Below are 18,239 nucleotides of genomic sequence, written 5' to 3'. Positions count from 1 at the left end.
GTCCGAGGGGCACGGACCGGCGGCCGTGACTCAGTGGTCATGGCTCAGTGGTCATGGCTCAGTGGCCGCGGCTCAGCGGTCGCGGCTCAGCGGTCGCGGCTCACCGCGCGTACCGGGGATGGATCAGCGTCGACGCCGGGAGACCGGGGACACGAGTGCGCTCGGCGGCCCGCGCTCCGGCGGCGAGGGAGTTGTCGGTGAGGGTGCGCGGGCGAGGGCCGGACGGGTCCAGGCGCAGCTCGGGGTCCGTACGGGCGGCGAGGACGAAACCCCGGTCGCGCAGGGCGCGGGTGGTGTCCGCCGGGGTGCGGGCGGGTCCGGTGACGAGACCGGCAGGCCGCCCGCCCGTGCCGTACGGGACGGTGCGGAAGCCGGCCGAGCGGAGCGTCGACTCCACCGTCCAGTACGTCTCGGGCAGGGACGTCACCTGCCCGGCGTGCACCACGAGCCGCCCGCCGGGGGCGAGCACCCGCCGGGTCAGACCGTAGAACTCCCGCGAGTACAGCTTGGTGCTCGCGGTGATCTCCGGGTGCGGCAGGTCGGACACCACCACGTCGTACGCGGCCGGGGGCGCCCCGCGCAGCCAGTCGAAGGCGTCCTCGGTGGTGACGCGTACGCGCGGGTCGTCGAGGGCGTGGCCGTTCAGCGCGGACAGGGCGGGGTCGTGGCGGGCCAGCCGCAGCACGCCCGCGTCGAGTTCGACGACGTCGACCCGCCGCACGCCGGGGTGGCGCAGCACTTCGCGGGCGGTCAGCCCGTCGCCGCCGCCGAGGACGAGCACACGCTCGTGCGGGCCGGTCATCGCGGGGTGTACCAGGGCCTCGTGGTAGCGGAGTTCGTCCCGGCTACTGACCCGGAGCCGGCCGTCGAGGAACAGGTCGAGGGATCGGCCGTCCCGGTCGCCGGTGAGCACCACTTCCTGTACGTCGGTCCGCAGGGCCACCCGGACGTCCGAGCCGTACATGGCGTGGCGGGCGGCCCGTTCGAAGTCGTCGACGAGGACGGTGGCCGAGGCGAGGACGGTCAGCACGCAGAGGTTGGCCACGATCAGCAGCCGGCGGGCACGGCGGGTGAGATCCTGCCGGAACAGGCCGAGCACCAGCGCGCCGCCGACCACCGTGTTGACCGCGCCGGTGATCAGTGTCCCCGTCAGCTGGCCGAGGAACGGCAGGAGAAGGAACGGGAAGGCGAGCCCTCCGACGAGGGCGCCGACGTAGTCCGCGGCGAACAGGTCGGCCACCGCGCCGCCCGCGTCCTGGCGGCGGATCCGCTGGATCAGCTCCATCAGGAGCGGCACCTCGGCCCCGATCAGCAGGCCGACGGCGAGCGAGAAAACAACCAGCAGGACAGGGGGACCGTATGCCCACGGGCCACCCCAGTCGCCGGTCCAGGCGAAGACGGCGTACAGGGCCATCGCGCTGCATCCGCCGACGAGGGCGAGGGCGGCCTCGATGGCGCCGAAACCGGCCGCCGCGTGCCGCCGCAGCCGCTTGGCGGCCAGCGAGCCGATGCCCATGGCGAAGACCATGACGGACAGCACGACCGACGCCTGGGTGACCGAGTCGCCCATCAGGTACGCCGCGAGGGCGACCAGTTCGAGTTCGTACACCAGCCCGCAGGCCGCACAGACGAACACACCCGCGAGCACCAGAAACCGCCCGGTGCCCTGCCGCACGGGCAGCCGCAGCGAACTGCCCGAGTCGTCCCCTCCGCCTCCGCCTCCGCCACTGCCACTACCGCTATAGCTGTCGCTGTCGCTGTCGCGCAGCCTGTCCCGGGGCTGCGCGGAGCTGGGCGGAGCTGGGGCCTGCTGTTCGATCACCCTGCGACGTTACGTCACGCCTCCACTGCGGATCGTCACCCACACGTGTGATGTTTGTTTACCGTTGACCGATGTTGGTACAACCGGAAAACCTCGCGCGGGTCGCCGGCGGGACACCGCGCGCACGGCGCTCACACGGCACTCACACCGCCGCCTTCACCCGCACACCCACCCGTGTCCGGGTCGCCACCACCTGGCCGTCCTGCGGATAGGCGTGCCAGGTCCGCCAGTGGACCTGGCTCCCCTGGCGCTGGGCGAGCATCGCGGTGAACGCGTGCGGGCTCCCGGGGAACACGCCGGCGAGACCGCGCGGATGGTCGGAGACCAGGGCGAGCAGTTCCTGGGCACGGCCCGCGAAGGAGCCCGGGGAGAGCATCTCCACACGGGCGGCGAACTCGTACTCCCAGTCGCCCACCCGGGTGGCGACGCCCAGCGGAAGAGGCGTTCTGGAGCCCCGGATGCACGCCACGGTCTCCGAACAGACGCCCTGCTCCTCCTCCAGCAGCACCTGGTGGGACGCGCCGAGGAGCCTCAACTGGACTTTGGCCCCCGTCAGTTCGAGGTCGAGCGTGGCCAGCGCGGGCAGCGGCTCGCACCCCAGGGCCCAGGCGAGATCGGCCGCACGCGTGTCGGTGTAGGAGGTGGTCAGGGTCGTGAGCATGGAACGGCTCCGCAAACGCACAGGGAGAAGGGGCGGGAAAAGGAAGATGCGGGCGCCCGTCACGCCCCGGTAGTACCGGGGTTCGGCCCGCCAGCCCGTCGACCGGTCGGATGAGGTCCGCAGGAGGTCCGAGGGCTGCGCTGGTAATGAGAGGAAACCATGAACTATGGCCCCACCACAGCGTCTTTACCCAACTTCGTGCGGTTTCCATCCCCTCGGGGGCTCATCAGCTCACCTGTTCACGGAGGGCGAGCCCGGCGCGCACCTGGCGCACTCCCGGCGCGTACCTGGCGCACTCCTGGCGCATGCCTGGCGCACTCCTGGCGCGCACCCGGAGTACATCCGGCGCCCACCCTGCGCCCATCCGGCGTGAAACGCGGCAGTGGGGCCCGCCCGGACGCGGACCCCACTGCCTCCCGGGGCGGATGCCCCGACTGCTCCCGGCCGCCCCCGTCAGCCGCCGCCCCCGCCGCATCCGCCGCCGCCTCCGCAGGACGACCCGCCCCCACAGGACGACCCGTCGGAGCTTCCCCCGCCCCCGTCACCGCCCGCCCACCAGGCGCCTCCGCTGCTCCCGCCGACTCCGATCCCGCTTCCGCCGCCGCCGCGGTGCGACCGGCGCGCGGGGCGGCGCCGTCCCGCCACCACAAGCCCGACGACCAACGCGAAGACCAGAGTCAGAATGATGCCGATGACCATGACGTCACCGTCCTTTCGCTCCCCCGTGATGCACTCGAAGCGACCCCCCGTGGGTGCCTCGCTCACGCGTGTGGACGGGAGATGCCCGATGCCCGCACGGCCCAAAGCAGAGTTGAGCAACTCCAGAGGTTCGGCGCAGGATGGCCGGCATGACCTCCAGCGCACGTCCCCTCCTGAACCGCCGGCTCGCCGGGTTCGGGACCACGATCTTCGCCGAGATGTCCGCCCTGGCCCTGCGCACCGGCTCCATCAACCTGGGCCAGGGCTTCCCGGACACCGACGGTCCCGAGGAGGTCAGGGAGGCGGCGGTGCGGGCGCTGCGGGACGGCCGCGGCAACCAGTACCCGCCCGGCCCCGGCGTCCCCGAACTGCGCACCGCGATCGCCGCGCACCAGCAACGCCACTACGGCCTCACCCCCGACCCCGACACGGAGGTCCTGGTCACCGCGGGCGCCACCGAGGCGATCGCCGCGTCGCTGCTCGCCCTGCTGGAGCCGGGCGACGAGGTGGTCGCCCTGGAGCCGTACTACGACTCGTACGCGGCCTGCATCGCGATGGCGGGTGCCACGCGTGTGCCGGTCACCCTGCGCCCCCGTGAGGGCCGCTTCCACCTCGACCTCGACGAACTGCGCGACGCCGTCACCGACCGCACCCGCCTGCTGCTGATCAACACCCCGCACAACCCGACCGGCACCGTCCTCACCCGCGAGGAACTGGCCGCGATCGCCGAGCTGGCGGTGGAACGCGACCTGCTGGTGGTGACGGACGAGGTGTACGAGCACCTCGTCTTCGACGACGCCGAACACGTCCCCCTGGCGACCTTCCCCGGCATGCGCGACCGCACGGTCACCATCTCCAGCGCCGGCAAGACCTTCTCGTTCACCGGCTGGAAGGTCGGCTGGGTGACCAGTACCCAGGAACTCGTGACCGCCGTCCGGACGGCCAAGCAGTACCTGACCTACGTCAGCGCGGGCCCCTTCCAGTACGCGGTCGCCGAAGCGCTGCGCCTGCCGGACGCGTACTTCGACAGCCTCCGCGCCGACCTCCACCGCAAGCGCGACCTGCTCGGCGACGGCCTGCGCTCCGCCGGCTTCGAGGTCTACCAGCCCCGGGGCACGTACTTCATCACCACCGACATCACCCCCTTCGGCGAGAAGGACGCCTACGCCTTCTGCCGCGCCCTCCCCGAACGCTGCGGCGTCGTCGCCGTCCCCGTATCCGTCTTCTACGACGACCCAGCAGCCGGCCGCAGCCAAGTCCGCTTCACCTTCTGCAAAAAGGACGCGGTTCTCACCGAGGCCGCCGGCCGCCTGCAACGCCTGGCTCCCTGAACTCACGCCCCTTTCATCCCGAATGAGGTTCCGACAGATGCCCTACCTGTCGGAGTTGCTGTTCGCGCAGGCCAGGGCATCGGAGTCGGTGGGCCTCCCGTGGCGTCGGGAAGACTGGGGGAAGTGGCTCGGCTCCCAGATGGCTCCCAAAACTTCGTAGGCGCTTGGGACAGGGGGCGCCAGCACGCTTTCCAAGTCTTCACCTGGGAGCCCGGAGTGGGCGGGGGTTTTCTGACCTGCGCTGAAGCGGCGCGCGTTTGCTGTCTCCAGGTCTACAGCCGCCTACAGCGACAGCAGTTCCTCGCGTCAGCTAATCGATCCAGCAGACGAGCGAGTGAGCCGACCCCGTTGGGCTCGAAAGCTAAAGGCACGCCGGAGGTGCTCCGGCGCGCCTTGTCTCATTTGAGGGTCCGCTACCTCAGCGGAAAGGATGTCACGACCCAGCCGGTGTCCACCAAGATCCTGAACAATCCGACGTGCCGTATTGCGCCGGGACGGCCTGTCCGGGGTTCATGAAGGAAGCGTGGAAAACGTAGATTCGCGTCGCGATCCACCCAAGGCCCGTGATGAGGCATATGCCAAGCAGCATGAGGGCCACGCCGAAGATCAGGCTGAGCAAACCCGAACGGCGTGGGTGGGTTCGACGGGAGGCTGTCGGTTGCTGCTACTTCCACCTTACGATGTTCTGTCTCACTCGTCCCATCGCTCAGCAGGACCCGCCCTAGTGTCACTTCAGGGTCACGGATAGCGTTGGTTCGCCTGAGCTGCCCCCGCCTCACCGGAGTTCACTGTGTATCGCCCCGCCCGGCTCGTGACGGCTGCGCTCACCGCACCGGCGGCCCTGCTGCTGACCGCCCGTGGTTCTGGAGGGGGTGAAACTGCCCACGTGGGTGTGGCTGGACAAGGCCACTTTCCAGGACGTCAAGGTGTGCGCCGAACTGCCGAACACCGGTCTGCGGGCAGGGGCCACCGCGAAGCCGGTCGCACTGCATCTGGAGCCCGGGACCGAGGACGCCGTGACATACCCGGCCTCCGGCGACTGCACGATCGACGACGACGGCTCCATCGGCACTGCGTACGCCAAGGGTGACGCCGACAAGACTCCGCCGTGCGGCATCACCTACCAGCGTGCGAGCGGTGGGGCCACGTACCAGCTCAAAGCATCGATCACCTGGAAGATCTCCTGGGGGGGCTCCGGTGGTGCACAGGGCGACCTGCCCAACGGCACCTTCGAGACCACCCAGGGCATGACGGCGCAGGAGATCCAGGCCATCAGCCGCTGATCGCCGACCTCTCAGCGGCGTCCGACCGGAACACCATCGGAACAGAAACGGGGGGACTGTGAGCGACCTGTCAGTCGACTACGCAGTGCTGAACAGAGTGAGACACAGCCTCGACCACATAGCCCACTTGATGGGGAAGCCGGGCCGGGAGATGGAGCGCGTCACTGGCGACTCCATGGGGGTTCCTGAACTCGCCAAGCGCATGGACGACTTCGGCGACGAGTGGTCGTACGGCATCAAGCAGCTGACGAAGTTCTCCGAGAAGGCCTCCAAGGCACTCCTCAAGGTCAAGGAATCCTTCGAGAAGCTGGACCACGACCTTGCCGAGGCGAACAAGAACCAGGGCAAAGGGGGCGGGAAGTAGCCATGGCTGAGGCGAGGCTGGAAGACTTCCCGGCTTTGGGGTTCGTTCCCTGTCCCGGTGACCACACGGTGGCCGATGACGTGGCCAAGACGGTCCGCAGGACAGCAAAGGCGCTCGTCGAGATCTGCCAGGTTCTGCACGGCACTGGTGCAGGCGACTGGAAGGGGAAGACCGCGGAGGCATTCCGCGAAAAGTTCGACGACGAGTTCCGCCCGCGTATGGACGACGCCCGCGACTCGTTCCGCGACGCCGCCACCGCCTTGGAGGACTGGGCGGCGTACATGGAGAACAAGCAGGCGGCCGCCGTACGGCTGGAGGCCCAAGCGGCCGAGCTCAACGAGCAACTGGGCAAGGCTCACGCCAAGGCCGACAAGCTCAAGAAGGCCGACGACGACACGAAGGACACCCAGGACCACAAGGACCAGGTCCAGGACGCCAACCGGGCGGTGAACACCAAGGAACTCGAGCTGGACGAACTCCGCCGCAAGGGCCGCCGGATGGCCAGGAACTACGGGGAGTACGGCAAGGAGACAGCCGAACGCCTGAAGAACGCCATGGACATCGCCCCGGACGAGCCCGGCATGTGGGACAAGCTCGGAGACGCCATCGAGGGCCTCGGCAAGGCCCTGGCCGACCTGCCGGGTCAGGTGGGCGATCTGCTCTCCGACATTGGCAAATGGATCAAAGACCACGCGGATTGGATCACCGTCGCGGCCTCCGTCATCGGCGTCATCGCCATCTTCTGCCCGGTGCTCGCTCCGCTGGCCATCGGACTGAGCGCGGTGGCGCTCTTTGCGCATGCCGCGGCATACGGCTGGAACGGACTCTTTCCGCCCACCGGCCAGAACATCGGCAACTGGCTCACACTGGGCGGCGACGCGCTCGGCATGGTGCCCGGCGTCGGTGCCGCGAAGGCGGGCATCATGGCCGGATTCAAGGCGGGACGGGGAGCCGGCGGTCTCGTCGCAGGTACCACGGTCGGCATCAAGACGGCCGGTACGACGGCGAAGAACGTCATGAAGGCCGCCGACCCGGTCGCCGCAGTGATCGACAGGCCCGTGATGGCCGTCGCCAGCAAGTTGGGGGTCTCGCGCGGTGCCGCCCTGACCGCCACGGAAGGCATTCAGGCCGCCGCGCAGCTCACGTGGACGGCACCGACCGTGATCAATACCTACGAGACGAGCACCGGCCGATACGACGCCGCCACCTGGGGCACCGGCGTGGGCAACATCGCCACGGGCGCCGGAGGCGGCAGGACCGGCGGGATCGTCGCCGTCGGCAGTGTCATCGGCCTGGGGGCCTGGGAGCTGACGGACTGATGACCTCCACCGACGCACCGACGACGGAGCCTTCCGGGACGGCCGTTTCCCCCTCCGGCGTTCCCGACCTGTGGTTCGAACTTCCCCCGGGCTTCATGGAGTTCGATCTCGGAGAGGATCCCGAGGCGCGCATGCTGCGGATGGCGGACGTGACCGACTCGCTCTTCGCCGGCGCCACCCCGGAGCAGAAGTTCAGCCTCGTGGTCTCGGGTGAGTACATCCTCCAGACGATGATCGCGGCGGGCGCCGAGCACGTCTCGAGCTGCCTGCTGCGCATGCCCGGGGACAAACTGTCCCAGGGCACCCTCTGCGTGATCATCGAACGGCCGGACGTCGGCCCGCAGAGCCAGGACAGGCAGGCATCGGCGAAGCGCACGGCCGCCCAGTGGCGCAAGCTGTACCCGGACGCCGAGATCGGGCTGGTCATGCTGCCGTACGGCATCTCCGCCCTCTGCATACGCGATCAGGAACTGCAGATACCCGGCGTACTCTTCGGTCTGGCCGAACCCGTAGCCGCCACGGTCCAGCAGGTGCAGTTCTGCGTGCCGCTGAAGACCGGCCCCGGGTCGGCCCTCTTCGCCTTCATGACCGAGGACATCGAACACCGGACTGAATACCTCGATGTGCTCAGCGGCATCATGAAGTCGGTCTCGACGGACGAACCGCACGGGGAGAACACCCCAGAGGCCGAGGGTCCGGATGCCGTAGGAACGGAGAAACCAGCATGAGCGGCGGTGCACAGGCAGAGGACGAGGCGCGCAAAAGGCGCACCCGGTATCCCGCCCTGCTGGCGGGCGGCATCGGCTGCTACGTGTTCGCCGTGATCGCAGGGATGTTCCTCCTGGCGGACGGCTTCGGGCCGGTCCTCCAGGTTTCCCTGTGGATTGTGCACGGAACGCCGCTCATCGTGCTCATCCGGAAACTGGGGGCCAGAGAGTCGAGCACGTACGCGGCGCTGTTCATCGTGATCACGTCTGCGATGTCCGTGTACGTCATCGGCATGGCGCGCGACGACCTCACCCTTCAGCAGCGCGGCGAGAAAGTCACAGCCACGGTGGTGAAGGAACGACTCGACCCGGCCCAGGGACGCAAGGGCCGCCACTCCTACTACACGCTGGAGCGGCAGGACGGCACACGCATCCCAGGGCCCGAGATGGAAACGACGTCCGACCTCTACGACGTCGGCCAGGTGCTGACGGTGATCGAGGATCCCGAGGGTGAACTCCGCCCCCGGACCCCGGGCCAGGCGGACGCCACTGCTGAGCAGCTCGGCGCGGGGGCGCTTGCCCTCGCCGCGCTCGGCTCCGTCGGCTGGATGACTTGGCGCGGGTCGGACGCCGCGAGACGCCGGGACGCGCAGAAGCGACCGGGCGGTGCACGGAAAGCGTACAAGACCGTCACCGGCGACCACTCCACGCAGGAGGAGCAGGAGGAGAAGCTGCGCGAGGCCCTGCGCACGTACCCCGCCGACCGCCGCGGCTACATCAAGGTGCACCCCGGGGAGTACCCCGACGTGACGCAGCAGCGGGCAGCCCGGATCGCCTGGGAGATGGGCCTGCGCGCGGAGGCGGTCGGCAATCGGGGTTCATGGCGCTTCGGAGAGACCGTGATCGAGGAAGTCCCGCAGGATTGAGCGCTCGCCTGCTGGAATTGCCCCTGGTGGGCCTGTTGCGCGACATGCGAATGAGTGTGCGAACGAGGAGTCGGCTGGGTGACGGGCACACCCGAGCTGGTGACGGCGGTCCGCTCGGCGAAGCAGTACCTGACCTACGTCTCCGCGGGCCCCTTCCAGTACGCCGTTGCCGAGGCCCTCGCGCTGCCGGAGGCGTACTACACCGAGCTCCGCACAGATCTGCGTGCCAAACGGGACCTGCTGTCGGCGGGCCTGACGGAGGCGGGCTTCGACGTCCTGCGGCCGGCCGGAACCTACTTCCTCACCGCCGACATCCGCCCGCTCGGCGAAACCGACGGCGAAGCCTTCTGCCTCGCCCTCCCGGAACGCGCCGGCGTCGTCGCCATCCCCACCTCGGTCTTCTACGACCACCGGAAGGCAGGCGCCCCGTACATCCGCTTCGCCTTCTGCAAGCGCACCGAGGTACTGGTGGACGCGACGGAACGGCTCCGCAAGGCATTCGCGCACTGACCGCCGCCCTGCGGGGCTGGTCGTCGCATTCCCCGTTGCCTGCCGCACCTCACCCGCCCGGAACCTTCACGCCGGAGGCCGCCCGGTCGCGGCCGTCATTCCGGCGCTTGCCGCACCACAGTGACCGACGTACAATTTCCTGTACGTAAGGAGGGTCGATCATGAAAACCATGACGTATTCCGAGTCGCGCGCCCGGTACGCCGAGGTACTCAACTCCGTCACCGACGACCGCGAAGAAGTCGTTATCACCCGGGCCGGACATGAGCCGGTCGTCATCGTCTCCCTTGAGGACTACGAGTCCCTGAAGGAGACGGCGTACCTGCTGCGAAGCCCGGCGAACGCCCGGCGCCTGCTCGCGTCCATCGACGAGCTGGAAAACGGCGGCGGCACCGTACGCGAGCTGGCGACCGACGAATAAGGGCCGCGAATGAAGATCACCTTCTCCTCCCGCGCCTGGGAGGACTATCTGTGGTGGCAGCTTCAGGACCGGAAGATCCTGAAGCGCATCAATACGCTCATCGCGGACATCGCCAGAAACGGCAACGAGGGGATCGGCAAACCGGAACCGCTCAAGCACGGATTCCAGGGCTACTGGTCGCGCCGCATCAACGACGAGCACCGACTGATCTACAAGGCCACCGAGGACGGCGTCCTGATCGCACAGTGCCGCTACCACTACGAGAGCTGACAGGACTCAACCGGATCGAGCACAGCACCTGCTGACACCGGTGTCACGCGGCGATCACCCACTGGCAAGGGACTGCGACCACAAAAGTGCCGCAACCGTCCCCGGCGGGTGCCAGTGACATCTTCCCGCACTGCGCCGAGTGAGCGAAGTACTTCTGGCACGCGCTGTCCGTCTGCGCGGATAGCCTTACCCGCCGAGGGCTCGCGGGCGGCTCGCGTCCTCCCGAACAGTTGCAGGAGTCTGTGCCAGGAGTGGGCGTAGTGGTGAAGGTTTATCCGTCGGCGGAGCACGAGTCGACGACTCCGGACCGGGAACGGATGTTCACTCGGTTGCCGGAGCTCGCCCGGGGCGAGGCGGTGTTCCTTCCCGCGGATCCGCCCCGGATGGGACGGATGGCGTTCTGGATGCCCGGGAGTGAGCCGCCGGACCTTGGGGTGGAACCCGAGGAACTCACCGTGGTTCGCCCGCACGGTTCGTCCGTGCGCCGGGCGCGGGTGGTCGCCGTGCTGCTGCCGGTGGAGCAGGCGCTGCCGCTGTTGACCCGCTGCCGGGCACTCGGTGCGGACGGCAGTGGGCGGGCGTCGGCCGGTACCGCGTTCTGGGGCACAGCGGCCATGCTGGGATTGCAGTTGCTCGCCCGGGGCCGGATGCTGCCCGGGGTGTCGCCGGAAGGATTCGACGCGTGGCGGGTCGGCCCGCTGGACACCGAGGACCGCGAGCGGTTGGCTTCCCTGGCCGCCGCCATGCCTCCGGAGGCCCGCGCGGTCGCAGTTCCCGGGCTCTCCCCCCTCACGCTTCCGGCGGCCGAGCCGCTGCTGCGGGCCTTCCTGGACGCCGTGGCCGATTCCCTCGCCCGCCCTCCCGCCGCCCGCCAGGTGACTGGCGGACCGGCGTTCGCGGTCCGAGCTCCGCAGTCCGTGCCCGAGCAGCGAGGCTGGGCGGCGGAGGTCGCCGCCGGCCGCGACGCAGGTCTGGCGGTGTCGCTGCGGCTGGAACTGGGCCGCGCGGACTCCTTCCGAGCCGTGGTCCAACTGCGCAGCCTGGCCGATCCCACGGTGCTCGCCGACGCCGCGGACCTGTGGTCCGGCAGGGCCACCGCCCCCGAACTGTTCGGTCCACGGGCCAAGGTGGACACGCTGCTGACGCTGCGCCGGGCCGCCCGTGCCTGGCCCCCGGCCGGCCGGATGCTGGACTCCGCCGCCCCGGCCGGTCTGGAGCTGTCCGACGAGGAGGCCCAGGCGCTGCTGGGCGACGCGGCGGAAAGCCTTGCCGCCGCCGGGGTCGCCGTGCACTGGCCCAAGGAGCTGGTTCGCGAGCTGACCGCCTCCGGAGTCCTGGAACCCGTACGCCACCAGGGGACGCAGTCTGCGGCCGAATCTTTCCTGTCCTCCGGCGGCCTGCTGGACTTCCGCTGGCGGGTCGCGCTCGGAGACCGGGAACTCACCGAGGAGGAGCTGGAACGGCTGGTCCAGGCTCACCGGCCGATCGTGCGGCTGCGCGACCAGTGGGTGGTCGTGGACCCGGAGCTGGTCCGCCGGCTGCGACGGGCCGCGCAGTCCAGGACGGCGACGTTCACCGCGATCGACGCTCTGGGCGCCGCGCTGACCGGTAGCGTCGAAGTGGACGGCGAACAAGTGGCGGTCACCGCGAGCGGCGTACTGGAAGAGCTGCGCTCCCGAATCGCCGCCCCCGAGGCCCGCGCCGCGCACGAGCCCCAGGGACAGCCGAAAGCCCTGGCCGCAACCTTGCGTGACTACCAGCTGCGCGGCCTGAACTGGCTGCACCGGATGACCTCGCTCGGCCTGGGCGGCTGTCTCGCCGACGACATGGGCCTGGGCAAAACCGTCACCCTGATCGCTCTCCACCTGCGCCGCCAGGAACGGAAGACCACTGCCGGCCCGACCCTGGTGGTCTGCCCTGCCTCACTGCTCGGCAACTGGGAGCGCGAGATCCAGCGCTTCGCACCGGCCACCCCGGTGCGCCGCTTCCACGGCCCCGGCCGCGACCTGGCCGGCCTCGACGGCGGAGCGGACGGCGGCTTCGTCCTGACCACCTACGGGACCATGCGCCGCGACGCCGAACGCCTCGCGCAGCAGCCCTGGGGACTGCTCGTCGCCGACGAGGCCCAGCACGTCAAGAACCCGCACGCGCTCACCGCCCAGGTCCTGCGCCGGATCCCCTCGCGGGGGCGGGTCGCGCTGACCGGCACCCCGGTCGAGAACAACCTGTCCGAACTGTGGTCACTGCTCGACTGGACCACCCCCGGCCTGCTCGGCACGCTCACCTCCTTCCGTGACCGCTACGCCACGGCCGTCGAGGGCGACCGCGACGAACAGGCCGCCCGGCAACTGTCCGCGCTGGTCCGCCCTTTCCTGCTGCGCAGGCGCAAGTCCGACCCCGGCATCGCGCCCGAACTGCCACCCAAGACCGAGACCGACCAGCCGGTGTCCCTGACGAAGGAACAGGTCTCGCTGTACGAGGCGCTGGTACGCGAGCTCATGACCGAGATCGAGGAGAGGCAGGGCATCGCCCGGCGCGGCCTGGTGATGAAGCTCCTCACCGGCCTGAAGCAGGTCTGCAACCACCCCGCGCAGTTCCTGAAGGAACCCGCGGGCGCCAAGCTCCCGGGCCGCTCGGGGAAACTGGAACTCCTGGACGAACTCCTGGACACCGTCCTGGCCGAGGACGGGTCGACCCTGGTCTTCACCCAGTACGTGGCCATGGGCGCGCTGATCGAGCGCCACCTGGCCGACCGCGGAGTGGACACCCTGTTCCTGCACGGAGGCACCACGGTCAAACGCCGCGAGGAGATGGTCGACGCCTTCCAGGCCGGCGAGAAGAAGGTGTTCCTGCTGTCCCTCAAAGCCGCCGGGACCGGTCTGAACCTGACCCGGGCCGGACACGTCATCCACTACGACCGCTGGTGGAACCCGGCCGTGGAGGACCAGGCCACCGACCGCGCCTACCGGATCGGACAGACACAGCCGGTCCAGGTACACAGGTTGATCGCCGAGGGCACCGTGGAGGACCGGGTCGCCGAGATGCTCCGCCAGAAGCGGGAACTGGCCGACTCGGTGCTCGGCTCGGGCGAGGCTGCCTTCAGCGAACTGAGCGACACCGAACTGACCGAACTGGTCACGCTGCGAAGGACGGGACGATGACCAGGCGCAGCCGGCCGGGCAAGTCGGCCGCCCGTACCTTCGAGGCACTCCCGCCGACCAAGGGCAGCCGCGCGCCCTTCGCCGAGTCCTGGTGGGGCCGCGCATGGCTACGCTCCCTGGAGGAGTCCTCCCTGGACTCCGGCCGCCTCTCGCGCGGCCGGACCTACGCGCGCGGCGGCGCGGTCGGACCGGTCACCATCGCCCCCGGCTCGGCCGCCGCCCCGGTGCAGGGCAGCCACCGCACCCCGTACCGCTCCACGGTCCAGGTCGAGCAGCTGACGGACCGGCAGTGGGACCAGCTGCTCGACATGATCGCCGAGCGGGCCGCCAACATCGCCGCGCTGCTGGACGGCGAGATGCCCACCGGGCTCGCCGACGACGCCGCAGCCGCCGGTGTCCCGCTGCTGCCCGGCCCCCGGGACCTCGACCCTGAATGCAGCTGCCCCGACTGGGGCTACCCCTGCAAACACGCCGCCGCCCTCTGCTACCAGGTCGCCCGACTCCTGGACCGCGACCCCTTCGTGCTGCTGCTCCTGCGGGGTCGCGGCGAGCGGGAGCTGATGGACGAGCTCGGCCGCCGCAACACCGCCCGCGCCTCCGCCGAAGCCGCCGCATCCGCGGCGACCGCAGGCGCGGGCCCGGCCGCGCTCCCGGCCCGGCCCGGTGATCCAGCCGGGCCCACCTTCGCCTCCCGTACCGCGCTACCGCCCCTGCCCGGCCCGCCGCCGCTCCCCGATCGGCCCGGCCGCGGCCCCGCGCTGGTGGATTCCGCCGTCCCGGAGCCCGGTCTGGACCCGGCAGCCCTGGAACTGCTCGCCGTCGACGCCGCGGCGCGTGCCCACCACCTCCTCGCCGGAGCTCTCGGCGCACGGCACGCCGACACCGCCCCACCCGCCCCGCTCACCGAATGGCAGGACGCAGTCCGCCTCGCCGCCACTCACCCCACCCTGGACGTCTTCGCCAGGATCGCCTCGAACTGCGGCCGCACCCCCGGCGAGCTCGCAGCCGCCACCCGTGCGTGGCGGCACGGCGGCGCAGCATCCCTGGACGTACTGGAAAGCCCCTGGAACCCACCCGCCTCCCACCTGAAACGTGCCCGCGAAGCGCTGCGCGCAGACTGGGCCGACGGCAGACCACCCCGGCTCCGCTCCTGGCGCAACCGCTGGACCGTCGAGGGCCACGACAGCCAACTGCGGCTGGGCCGCGACGGACTGTGGTACCCGTACACCAAGGACCGAGGCACCTGGTGGCCGGCCGGACCGCCCGACGCCGACCCCGCCGTCGTCCTGAGCACACTCCTCGCAGCCTGACCCTCGCCGCATACAAATAGGCGTGCGAATAGGGAGTGGCCTGGGTGACCAGTACCCAGGAACTCGTGACCGCCGTCCGGACCGTCAAGCAGTTCCTGACCTACGTCAGCGCGGGCCCCTTCCAGTACGCGGTCGCCGAAGCGCTGCGCCTGCCGGACGCGTACTTCGACAGCTTCCGCGCCGACCTCCACCGCAAGCGCGACCTGCTCGGCGACGGCCTGCGCGCGGCCGGGTTCGAGGTCTACCAGCCCCAGGGCACGTACTTCATCACCACCGACATCACCCCCTTCGGCGAGAAGGACGCCTACGCCTTCTGCCGCGCCCTCCCCGAACGCTGCGGCGTCGTCGCCGTCCCCAACTCCGTCTTCTACGACGACCCCGACGCCGGCCGCAGCCAGGTCCGCTTCGCCTTCTGCAAGAAGGACGACGTTCTCGACGAGGCTGCCGGTCGCCTGCAACGCCTCGCGTCCTGAACTCACGCCGCCACCGGGCTCGCTCGCAGCGCGCGGACTCGCTTACCTCAGTGATCGACCCATGCCACCCGACACCGTGACAGCACCCCTGATCATGGATCCATCCTGGTCCCGGCTACTTGCCGGTGCGGGCTCTCCCCGCCCCTGCGGGGCGGGGAGCTGTTGCCGTGCTCAGCGGTTCCGCCTGCGACCTCCCCCGGCAGCCGGGCGCCCGCGCTTGCGGGCGCGGCCGAGTCGAGCGGCAGGGGTACGCAGTGCCCGGTCCGCCATCTGCCTGAGCTCTTCGAGTCCGGCCCGGTCCGGGCGCACCGGAGTCCGTCGTCAGCGGGCGTCCGCCTCGGGCTCCGGGCGCGGGAGTTCGTCGAGGTCGAGGGTGAAGGTGCGGCCGTCGGCCAGGGGGATGGGGAGCTTGCCCGTCCCGTACTTGTGGGTGTGTGCCGCGATGTAACCGGTGGCGGTCGGCTGAGTGTGGAGGACGACTTCCTGGGCGTAGGGGTCCACGATCAGGTAGACGGGGATGCCGTAGCGGCCGTACTTCGCGGTGCAGTCGTCGTAGTCCTTGCGTGCGGAGGAGGTCGAGACGACCTCGGAGATCAGCAGGACGTCCTCGAAGCTGTAGCGCTTTCCCTCCCGGCGGGCATCCTCGCGGAGGATCGCCAGATCGGGGGCGGAGTTCTCGTCGGCGGGGAAGTCGATGTAGACGTCCGAGGCGGTCTTCGCGTGGCGTCCGAGGGACACGACCGTGTCGTACTGCATCGACTTGATCGTGCTGGAGTGCTCGAAGCTTTGCGGAGTCATGATCACCTTTCCGTCAGCTCCGAACAGGACCGTGTACCCCTCGGGGAACTCGGTGTGCATGATCGCGTCGACGCTCATGGACGGCTCCTTCCCGTGTGGGGTCAGGATACGGCGGACAGCGCCGTGTCATCGAGCCCGGCGGTACGGCTGTGAGATCAGCTGGGACAGGCTCCGCAGCCGCCACAGCTCCGTCGTCATGGGGCTTGCCGCGTGGCACGCGAATGAGTGTACGAACGAGGAGTCGGCTGGGTGACGGGCACACCCGAACTGGTGACGGCGGTCCGCTCGGCGAAGCAGTACCTGACGTACGTCTCCGCGGGCCCGTTCCAGTACGCGGTCGCCGAGGCCCTCGCACTGCCGGAGGCGTACTACACCGGACTCCGCGCGGACCTGCGCGCCAAACGGGACCTGCTGACGACGGGCCTGACGGAGGCGGGCTTCGACGTCCTGCGACCGGCCGGAACCTACTTCCTCACCGCCGACATCCGCCCCCTGGGCGAAACCGACGGTGAAGCCTTCTGCCTCGCCCTCCCGGAACGCGCCGGTGTCGTCGCCATCCCCACCTCGGTCTTCTACGACCACCGGAAGGCAGGCGCCCCGTACATCCGCTTCGCCTTCTGCAAGCGGAAGAGCGTATTGGAGGAGGCGGCCTCCCGGCTGCAGGCGGTGGGGAAGCGGTAGGCAAAGCCCGTAGCGGGTGCGCTGCCGGACACTATTCGGTGTCCTTCCCGCTTCCTCTTCCGCACCACTGCCGGCATCGGTCAGCTTCAAGCCGAAGAGGTGGCTGATGCCGCCTGGCACGATGCCGAGACCCTCAGCGACCCGACCCTCCGGCAGCGCGTCATCCAAGCCCTGCGCTGATCGCCCTTCCTCGAGCCGGTCATGTGTCCACCCTGGTAGCACCCGATAGGCCCGGGGGCGGCCCGGATGGTCGGTGGAACGGGTTGTTCCTAGCCTCGGGCCATGATTCTTCGTCGTTTGTCCTTGTCCACCGCTGTTCTGGCGTTGGCCGTGTCGGCTTCCCCGTCGGCGGCGGCCTCGCCGCACCCACCGCGCGCTTCCGCCGTGGACCGGTCCGTGCAGCACGGCGCCGACGCGCTGCGTGATACCGGAGTCACGGGGGTCTCAGTCCGCTTGGAGACCCCCCGGGGGGCCGTCACCGCCCGCTCCGGTGTGGGTGACCTGGTCAGTGGTCGTCCGGTTCCCGAGGACGGCCATCTACGTCTGGGCAGTGTCACCAAGACGTTCGTCGCGACCGTGTTGCTGCAACTGGTGGAGGAGAAGCGGCTGACTCTCGACCGGACGGTGGAGGAATTACTGCCCGGGGTGGTGACCGGTGCCGGGAACGACGGTCGTGCCATCACGCTCCGCGACCTGCTGCAGCACACCAGCGGACTGTACGACTACACGGCCGACGTGTTCCCCGAGCACAGCGCCGAGACGTACTACGCCCATCGGTGGCGGGCCTACCGGCCCGCGCAGCTGGTCGCCATGGCCATGCGGCACGAGCCCGTCTTCCCTCCGGGAACGGACTGGGAGTACTCCAACACGAACTACGTCGTCGCCGGGATGATCATCGAGAAGATCACCGGCCGCTCCTGGGAGCAGCAGGTCCGCGACCGTGTCCTGCGCCCTCTCGGGCTGCGGCACACGGACATTCCCGGCACCCGGCCCTTCCTCCCGCAGCCGCACGCGGCCGACTACCAGCAGTTCACGCCGGGCGGTCCGATGGTCGACACCACGATCCCCTACCGTCCCTTCGACCTCGGGGCCGACGGAGCGATGACGGGCACGGCCCGTGACCTCAACCGCTTCTTCACCGCCCTGATCCGGGGGCGACTGCTGGAACCCGCCACCCTCGCCGCCATGCGGACCACCGTCCCCATGCCCCGGGGCAGCGGCCATCCCGCGGGCACCCGGAGCGGTCTGGGACTGTTCTTCACGCCCTTGTCCTGCGGCGGCGGTTACCTCGGGCACGGGGGAAGCGGCTTCGGTTATCTCGTCCGGGCCGCCACCACGACGGACGGCCGTCGCAGCGTCACCGTCTCCGCGCACAGCCGCCCGGGGGATCCGGAGACGGCGGACCGCCAGGAGAACGCGCTGCGCGATCTCGTCGACCGCGCCCTCTGCCACTCCGGGTGAGAAGGACCGGGCAGCGGGCTCACGGGAGAACCGAAGGAGCCGGG

13 protein-coding genes and 4 pseudogenes are annotated in these 18,239 nt (G+C 70.0%); 14 read left to right on the top strand and 3 right to left on the bottom strand.

The window, feature by feature from the left end; all coding sequences use genetic code 11:
• Nucleotides 1–100: 100 nt before the first annotated feature.
• Nucleotides 101–1,822 (bottom strand): polyamine aminopropyltransferase, encoded by a 1,722-nt coding sequence (locus V4Y04_RS19710; RefSeq protein ID WP_332429508.1) that lies wholly within the window; start codon nt 1,820–1,822, stop codon nt 101–103.
• Nucleotides 1,823–1,964: 142 nt separating this feature from the next.
• Nucleotides 1,965–2,483, bottom strand: coding sequence for a DUF2617 family protein (locus V4Y04_RS19705; protein ID WP_332429507.1), 519 nt, complete (start codon nt 2,481–2,483; stop codon nt 1,965–1,967).
• 839 nt (nt 2,484–3,322) lie between these two features.
• Between V4Y04_RS19705 and V4Y04_RS19700 the strand changes: the two genes are divergently transcribed.
• The 12 genes and pseudogenes from V4Y04_RS19700 to V4Y04_RS19645 all read left to right on the top strand — a co-directional run.
• The gene (locus V4Y04_RS19700) at nt 3,323–4,513 is read left to right on the top strand and encodes a pyridoxal phosphate-dependent aminotransferase (protein ID WP_332429506.1); all 1,191 of its coding nucleotides are present in this window, start codon (nt 3,323–3,325) and stop codon (nt 4,511–4,513) included.
• A gap of 872 nt (nt 4,514–5,385) precedes the next feature.
• Nucleotides 5,386–5,796, top strand: a pseudogene (locus tag V4Y04_RS19695) (hypothetical protein); the annotation flags it as partial.
• 58 nt (nt 5,797–5,854) lie between these two features.
• Nucleotides 5,855–6,160 (top strand): hypothetical protein, encoded by a 306-nt coding sequence (locus V4Y04_RS19690; RefSeq protein ID WP_332429505.1) that lies wholly within the window; start codon nt 5,855–5,857, stop codon nt 6,158–6,160.
• Nucleotides 6,161–6,162: 2 nt separating this feature from the next.
• On the top strand, nt 6,163–7,479 hold the full coding sequence (locus tag V4Y04_RS19685) for a WXG100 family type VII secretion target (protein ID WP_332429504.1): 1,317 nt from the start codon (nt 6,163–6,165) through the stop codon (nt 7,477–7,479).
• Entirely contained in the window at nt 7,479–8,207 is a 729-nt protein-coding gene (locus V4Y04_RS19680; RefSeq protein WP_332429503.1) for a hypothetical protein, read from the top strand. Before V4Y04_RS19685 ends, V4Y04_RS19680 begins: the two co-directional genes overlap by 1 nt.
• A complete protein-coding gene (locus V4Y04_RS19675) occupies nt 8,204–9,112 on the top strand; it encodes a hypothetical protein (protein ID WP_332429502.1) in 909 nt (302 codons plus the stop codon). The genes V4Y04_RS19680 and V4Y04_RS19675 overlap by 4 nt, the downstream gene beginning before the upstream one ends.
• A gap of 69 nt (nt 9,113–9,181) precedes the next feature.
• Nucleotides 9,182–9,622: pseudogene (locus V4Y04_RS19670) on the top strand (aminotransferase class I/II-fold pyridoxal phosphate-dependent enzyme); the annotation flags it as partial.
• Nucleotides 9,623–9,783: 161 nt separating this feature from the next.
• Nucleotides 9,784–10,041, top strand: a complete 258-nt coding sequence (locus V4Y04_RS19665) for a type II toxin-antitoxin system Phd/YefM family antitoxin (protein WP_037676836.1) — start codon at nt 9,784–9,786, stop codon at nt 10,039–10,041.
• Nucleotides 10,042–10,050: 9 nt separating this feature from the next.
• Nucleotides 10,051–10,311, top strand: coding sequence for a Txe/YoeB family addiction module toxin (locus tag V4Y04_RS19660; protein WP_067029017.1), 261 nt, complete (start codon nt 10,051–10,053; stop codon nt 10,309–10,311).
• Nucleotides 10,312–10,628: 317 nt separating this feature from the next.
• A complete protein-coding gene (locus V4Y04_RS19655; RefSeq protein WP_332432918.1) occupies nt 10,629–13,472 on the top strand; it encodes a DEAD/DEAH box helicase in 2,844 nt (947 codons plus the stop codon).
• The gene (locus V4Y04_RS19650) at nt 13,469–14,782 is read left to right on the top strand and encodes an SWIM zinc finger family protein (protein WP_332429501.1); all 1,314 of its coding nucleotides are present in this window, start codon (nt 13,469–13,471) and stop codon (nt 14,780–14,782) included. Before V4Y04_RS19655 ends, V4Y04_RS19650 begins: the two co-directional genes overlap by 4 nt.
• 35 nt (nt 14,783–14,817) lie before the next feature.
• Nucleotides 14,818–15,255 (top strand): annotated as a pseudogene (locus V4Y04_RS19645) (aminotransferase class I/II-fold pyridoxal phosphate-dependent enzyme); the annotation flags it as partial.
• 321 nt (nt 15,256–15,576) lie between these two features.
• On the opposite strand, the gene V4Y04_RS19640 reads toward V4Y04_RS19645, so the two are convergent.
• The gene (locus V4Y04_RS19640) at nt 15,577–16,131 is read right to left on the bottom strand and encodes a Uma2 family endonuclease (RefSeq protein WP_332429500.1); all 555 of its coding nucleotides are present in this window, start codon (nt 16,129–16,131) and stop codon (nt 15,577–15,579) included.
• Between the two features lie 162 nt (nt 16,132–16,293).
• Between V4Y04_RS19640 and V4Y04_RS19635 the strand changes: the two are divergent.
• Together V4Y04_RS19635 and V4Y04_RS19630 are read left to right on the top strand one after the other, a co-directional pair.
• Nucleotides 16,294–16,734, top strand: a pseudogene (locus tag V4Y04_RS19635) (aminotransferase class I/II-fold pyridoxal phosphate-dependent enzyme); the annotation flags it as partial.
• Between the two features lie 282 nt (nt 16,735–17,016).
• Entirely contained in the window at nt 17,017–18,195 is a 1,179-nt protein-coding gene (locus V4Y04_RS19630) for a serine hydrolase domain-containing protein (protein WP_332429499.1), read from the top strand.
• Nucleotides 18,196–18,239 lie beyond the last annotated feature (44 nt).

Source organism: Streptomyces sp. P9-A2 (genome assembly GCF_036634175.1).
GTDB lineage: Bacteria > Actinomycetota > Actinomycetes > Streptomycetales > Streptomycetaceae > Streptomyces > Streptomyces pratens.
The sequence above is the reverse complement of the archived record's forward strand: the minus strand, read 5'-3'. Positions and strand labels throughout refer to the sequence as shown.

What these genes read in the sequence shown, in the direction of transcription:
- V4Y04_RS19660 (WP_067029017.1), top strand. Translation starts at nt 10,051, where the DNA reads ATGAAGATCACCTTCTCCTCCCGCGCCTGGGAGGACTATCTGTGGTGG.
- V4Y04_RS19675 (WP_332429502.1), top strand. Translation starts at nt 8,204, where the DNA reads ATGAGCGGCGGTGCACAGGCAGAGGACGAGGCGCGCAAAAGGCGCACC.
- V4Y04_RS19705 (WP_332429507.1), bottom strand. Translation starts at nt 2,483, where the DNA reads ATGCTCACGACCCTGACCACCTCCTACACCGACACGCGTGCGGCCGAT.
- V4Y04_RS19680 (WP_332429503.1), top strand. Translation starts at nt 7,479, where the DNA reads ATGACCTCCACCGACGCACCGACGACGGAGCCTTCCGGGACGGCCGTT.
- V4Y04_RS19665 (WP_037676836.1), top strand. Translation starts at nt 9,784, where the DNA reads ATGAAAACCATGACGTATTCCGAGTCGCGCGCCCGGTACGCCGAGGTA.
- V4Y04_RS19640 (WP_332429500.1), bottom strand. Translation starts at nt 16,131, where the DNA reads ATGAGCGTCGACGCGATCATGCACACCGAGTTCCCCGAGGGGTACACG.
- V4Y04_RS19700 (WP_332429506.1), top strand. Translation starts at nt 3,323, where the DNA reads ATGGCCGGCATGACCTCCAGCGCACGTCCCCTCCTGAACCGCCGGCTC.
- V4Y04_RS19685 (WP_332429504.1), top strand. Translation starts at nt 6,163, where the DNA reads ATGGCTGAGGCGAGGCTGGAAGACTTCCCGGCTTTGGGGTTCGTTCCC.
- V4Y04_RS19655 (WP_332432918.1), top strand. Translation starts at nt 10,629, where the DNA reads ATGTTCACTCGGTTGCCGGAGCTCGCCCGGGGCGAGGCGGTGTTCCTT.
- V4Y04_RS19630 (WP_332429499.1), top strand. Translation starts at nt 17,017, where the DNA reads ATGATTCTTCGTCGTTTGTCCTTGTCCACCGCTGTTCTGGCGTTGGCC.
- V4Y04_RS19650 (WP_332429501.1), top strand. Translation starts at nt 13,469, where the DNA reads ATGACCAGGCGCAGCCGGCCGGGCAAGTCGGCCGCCCGTACCTTCGAG.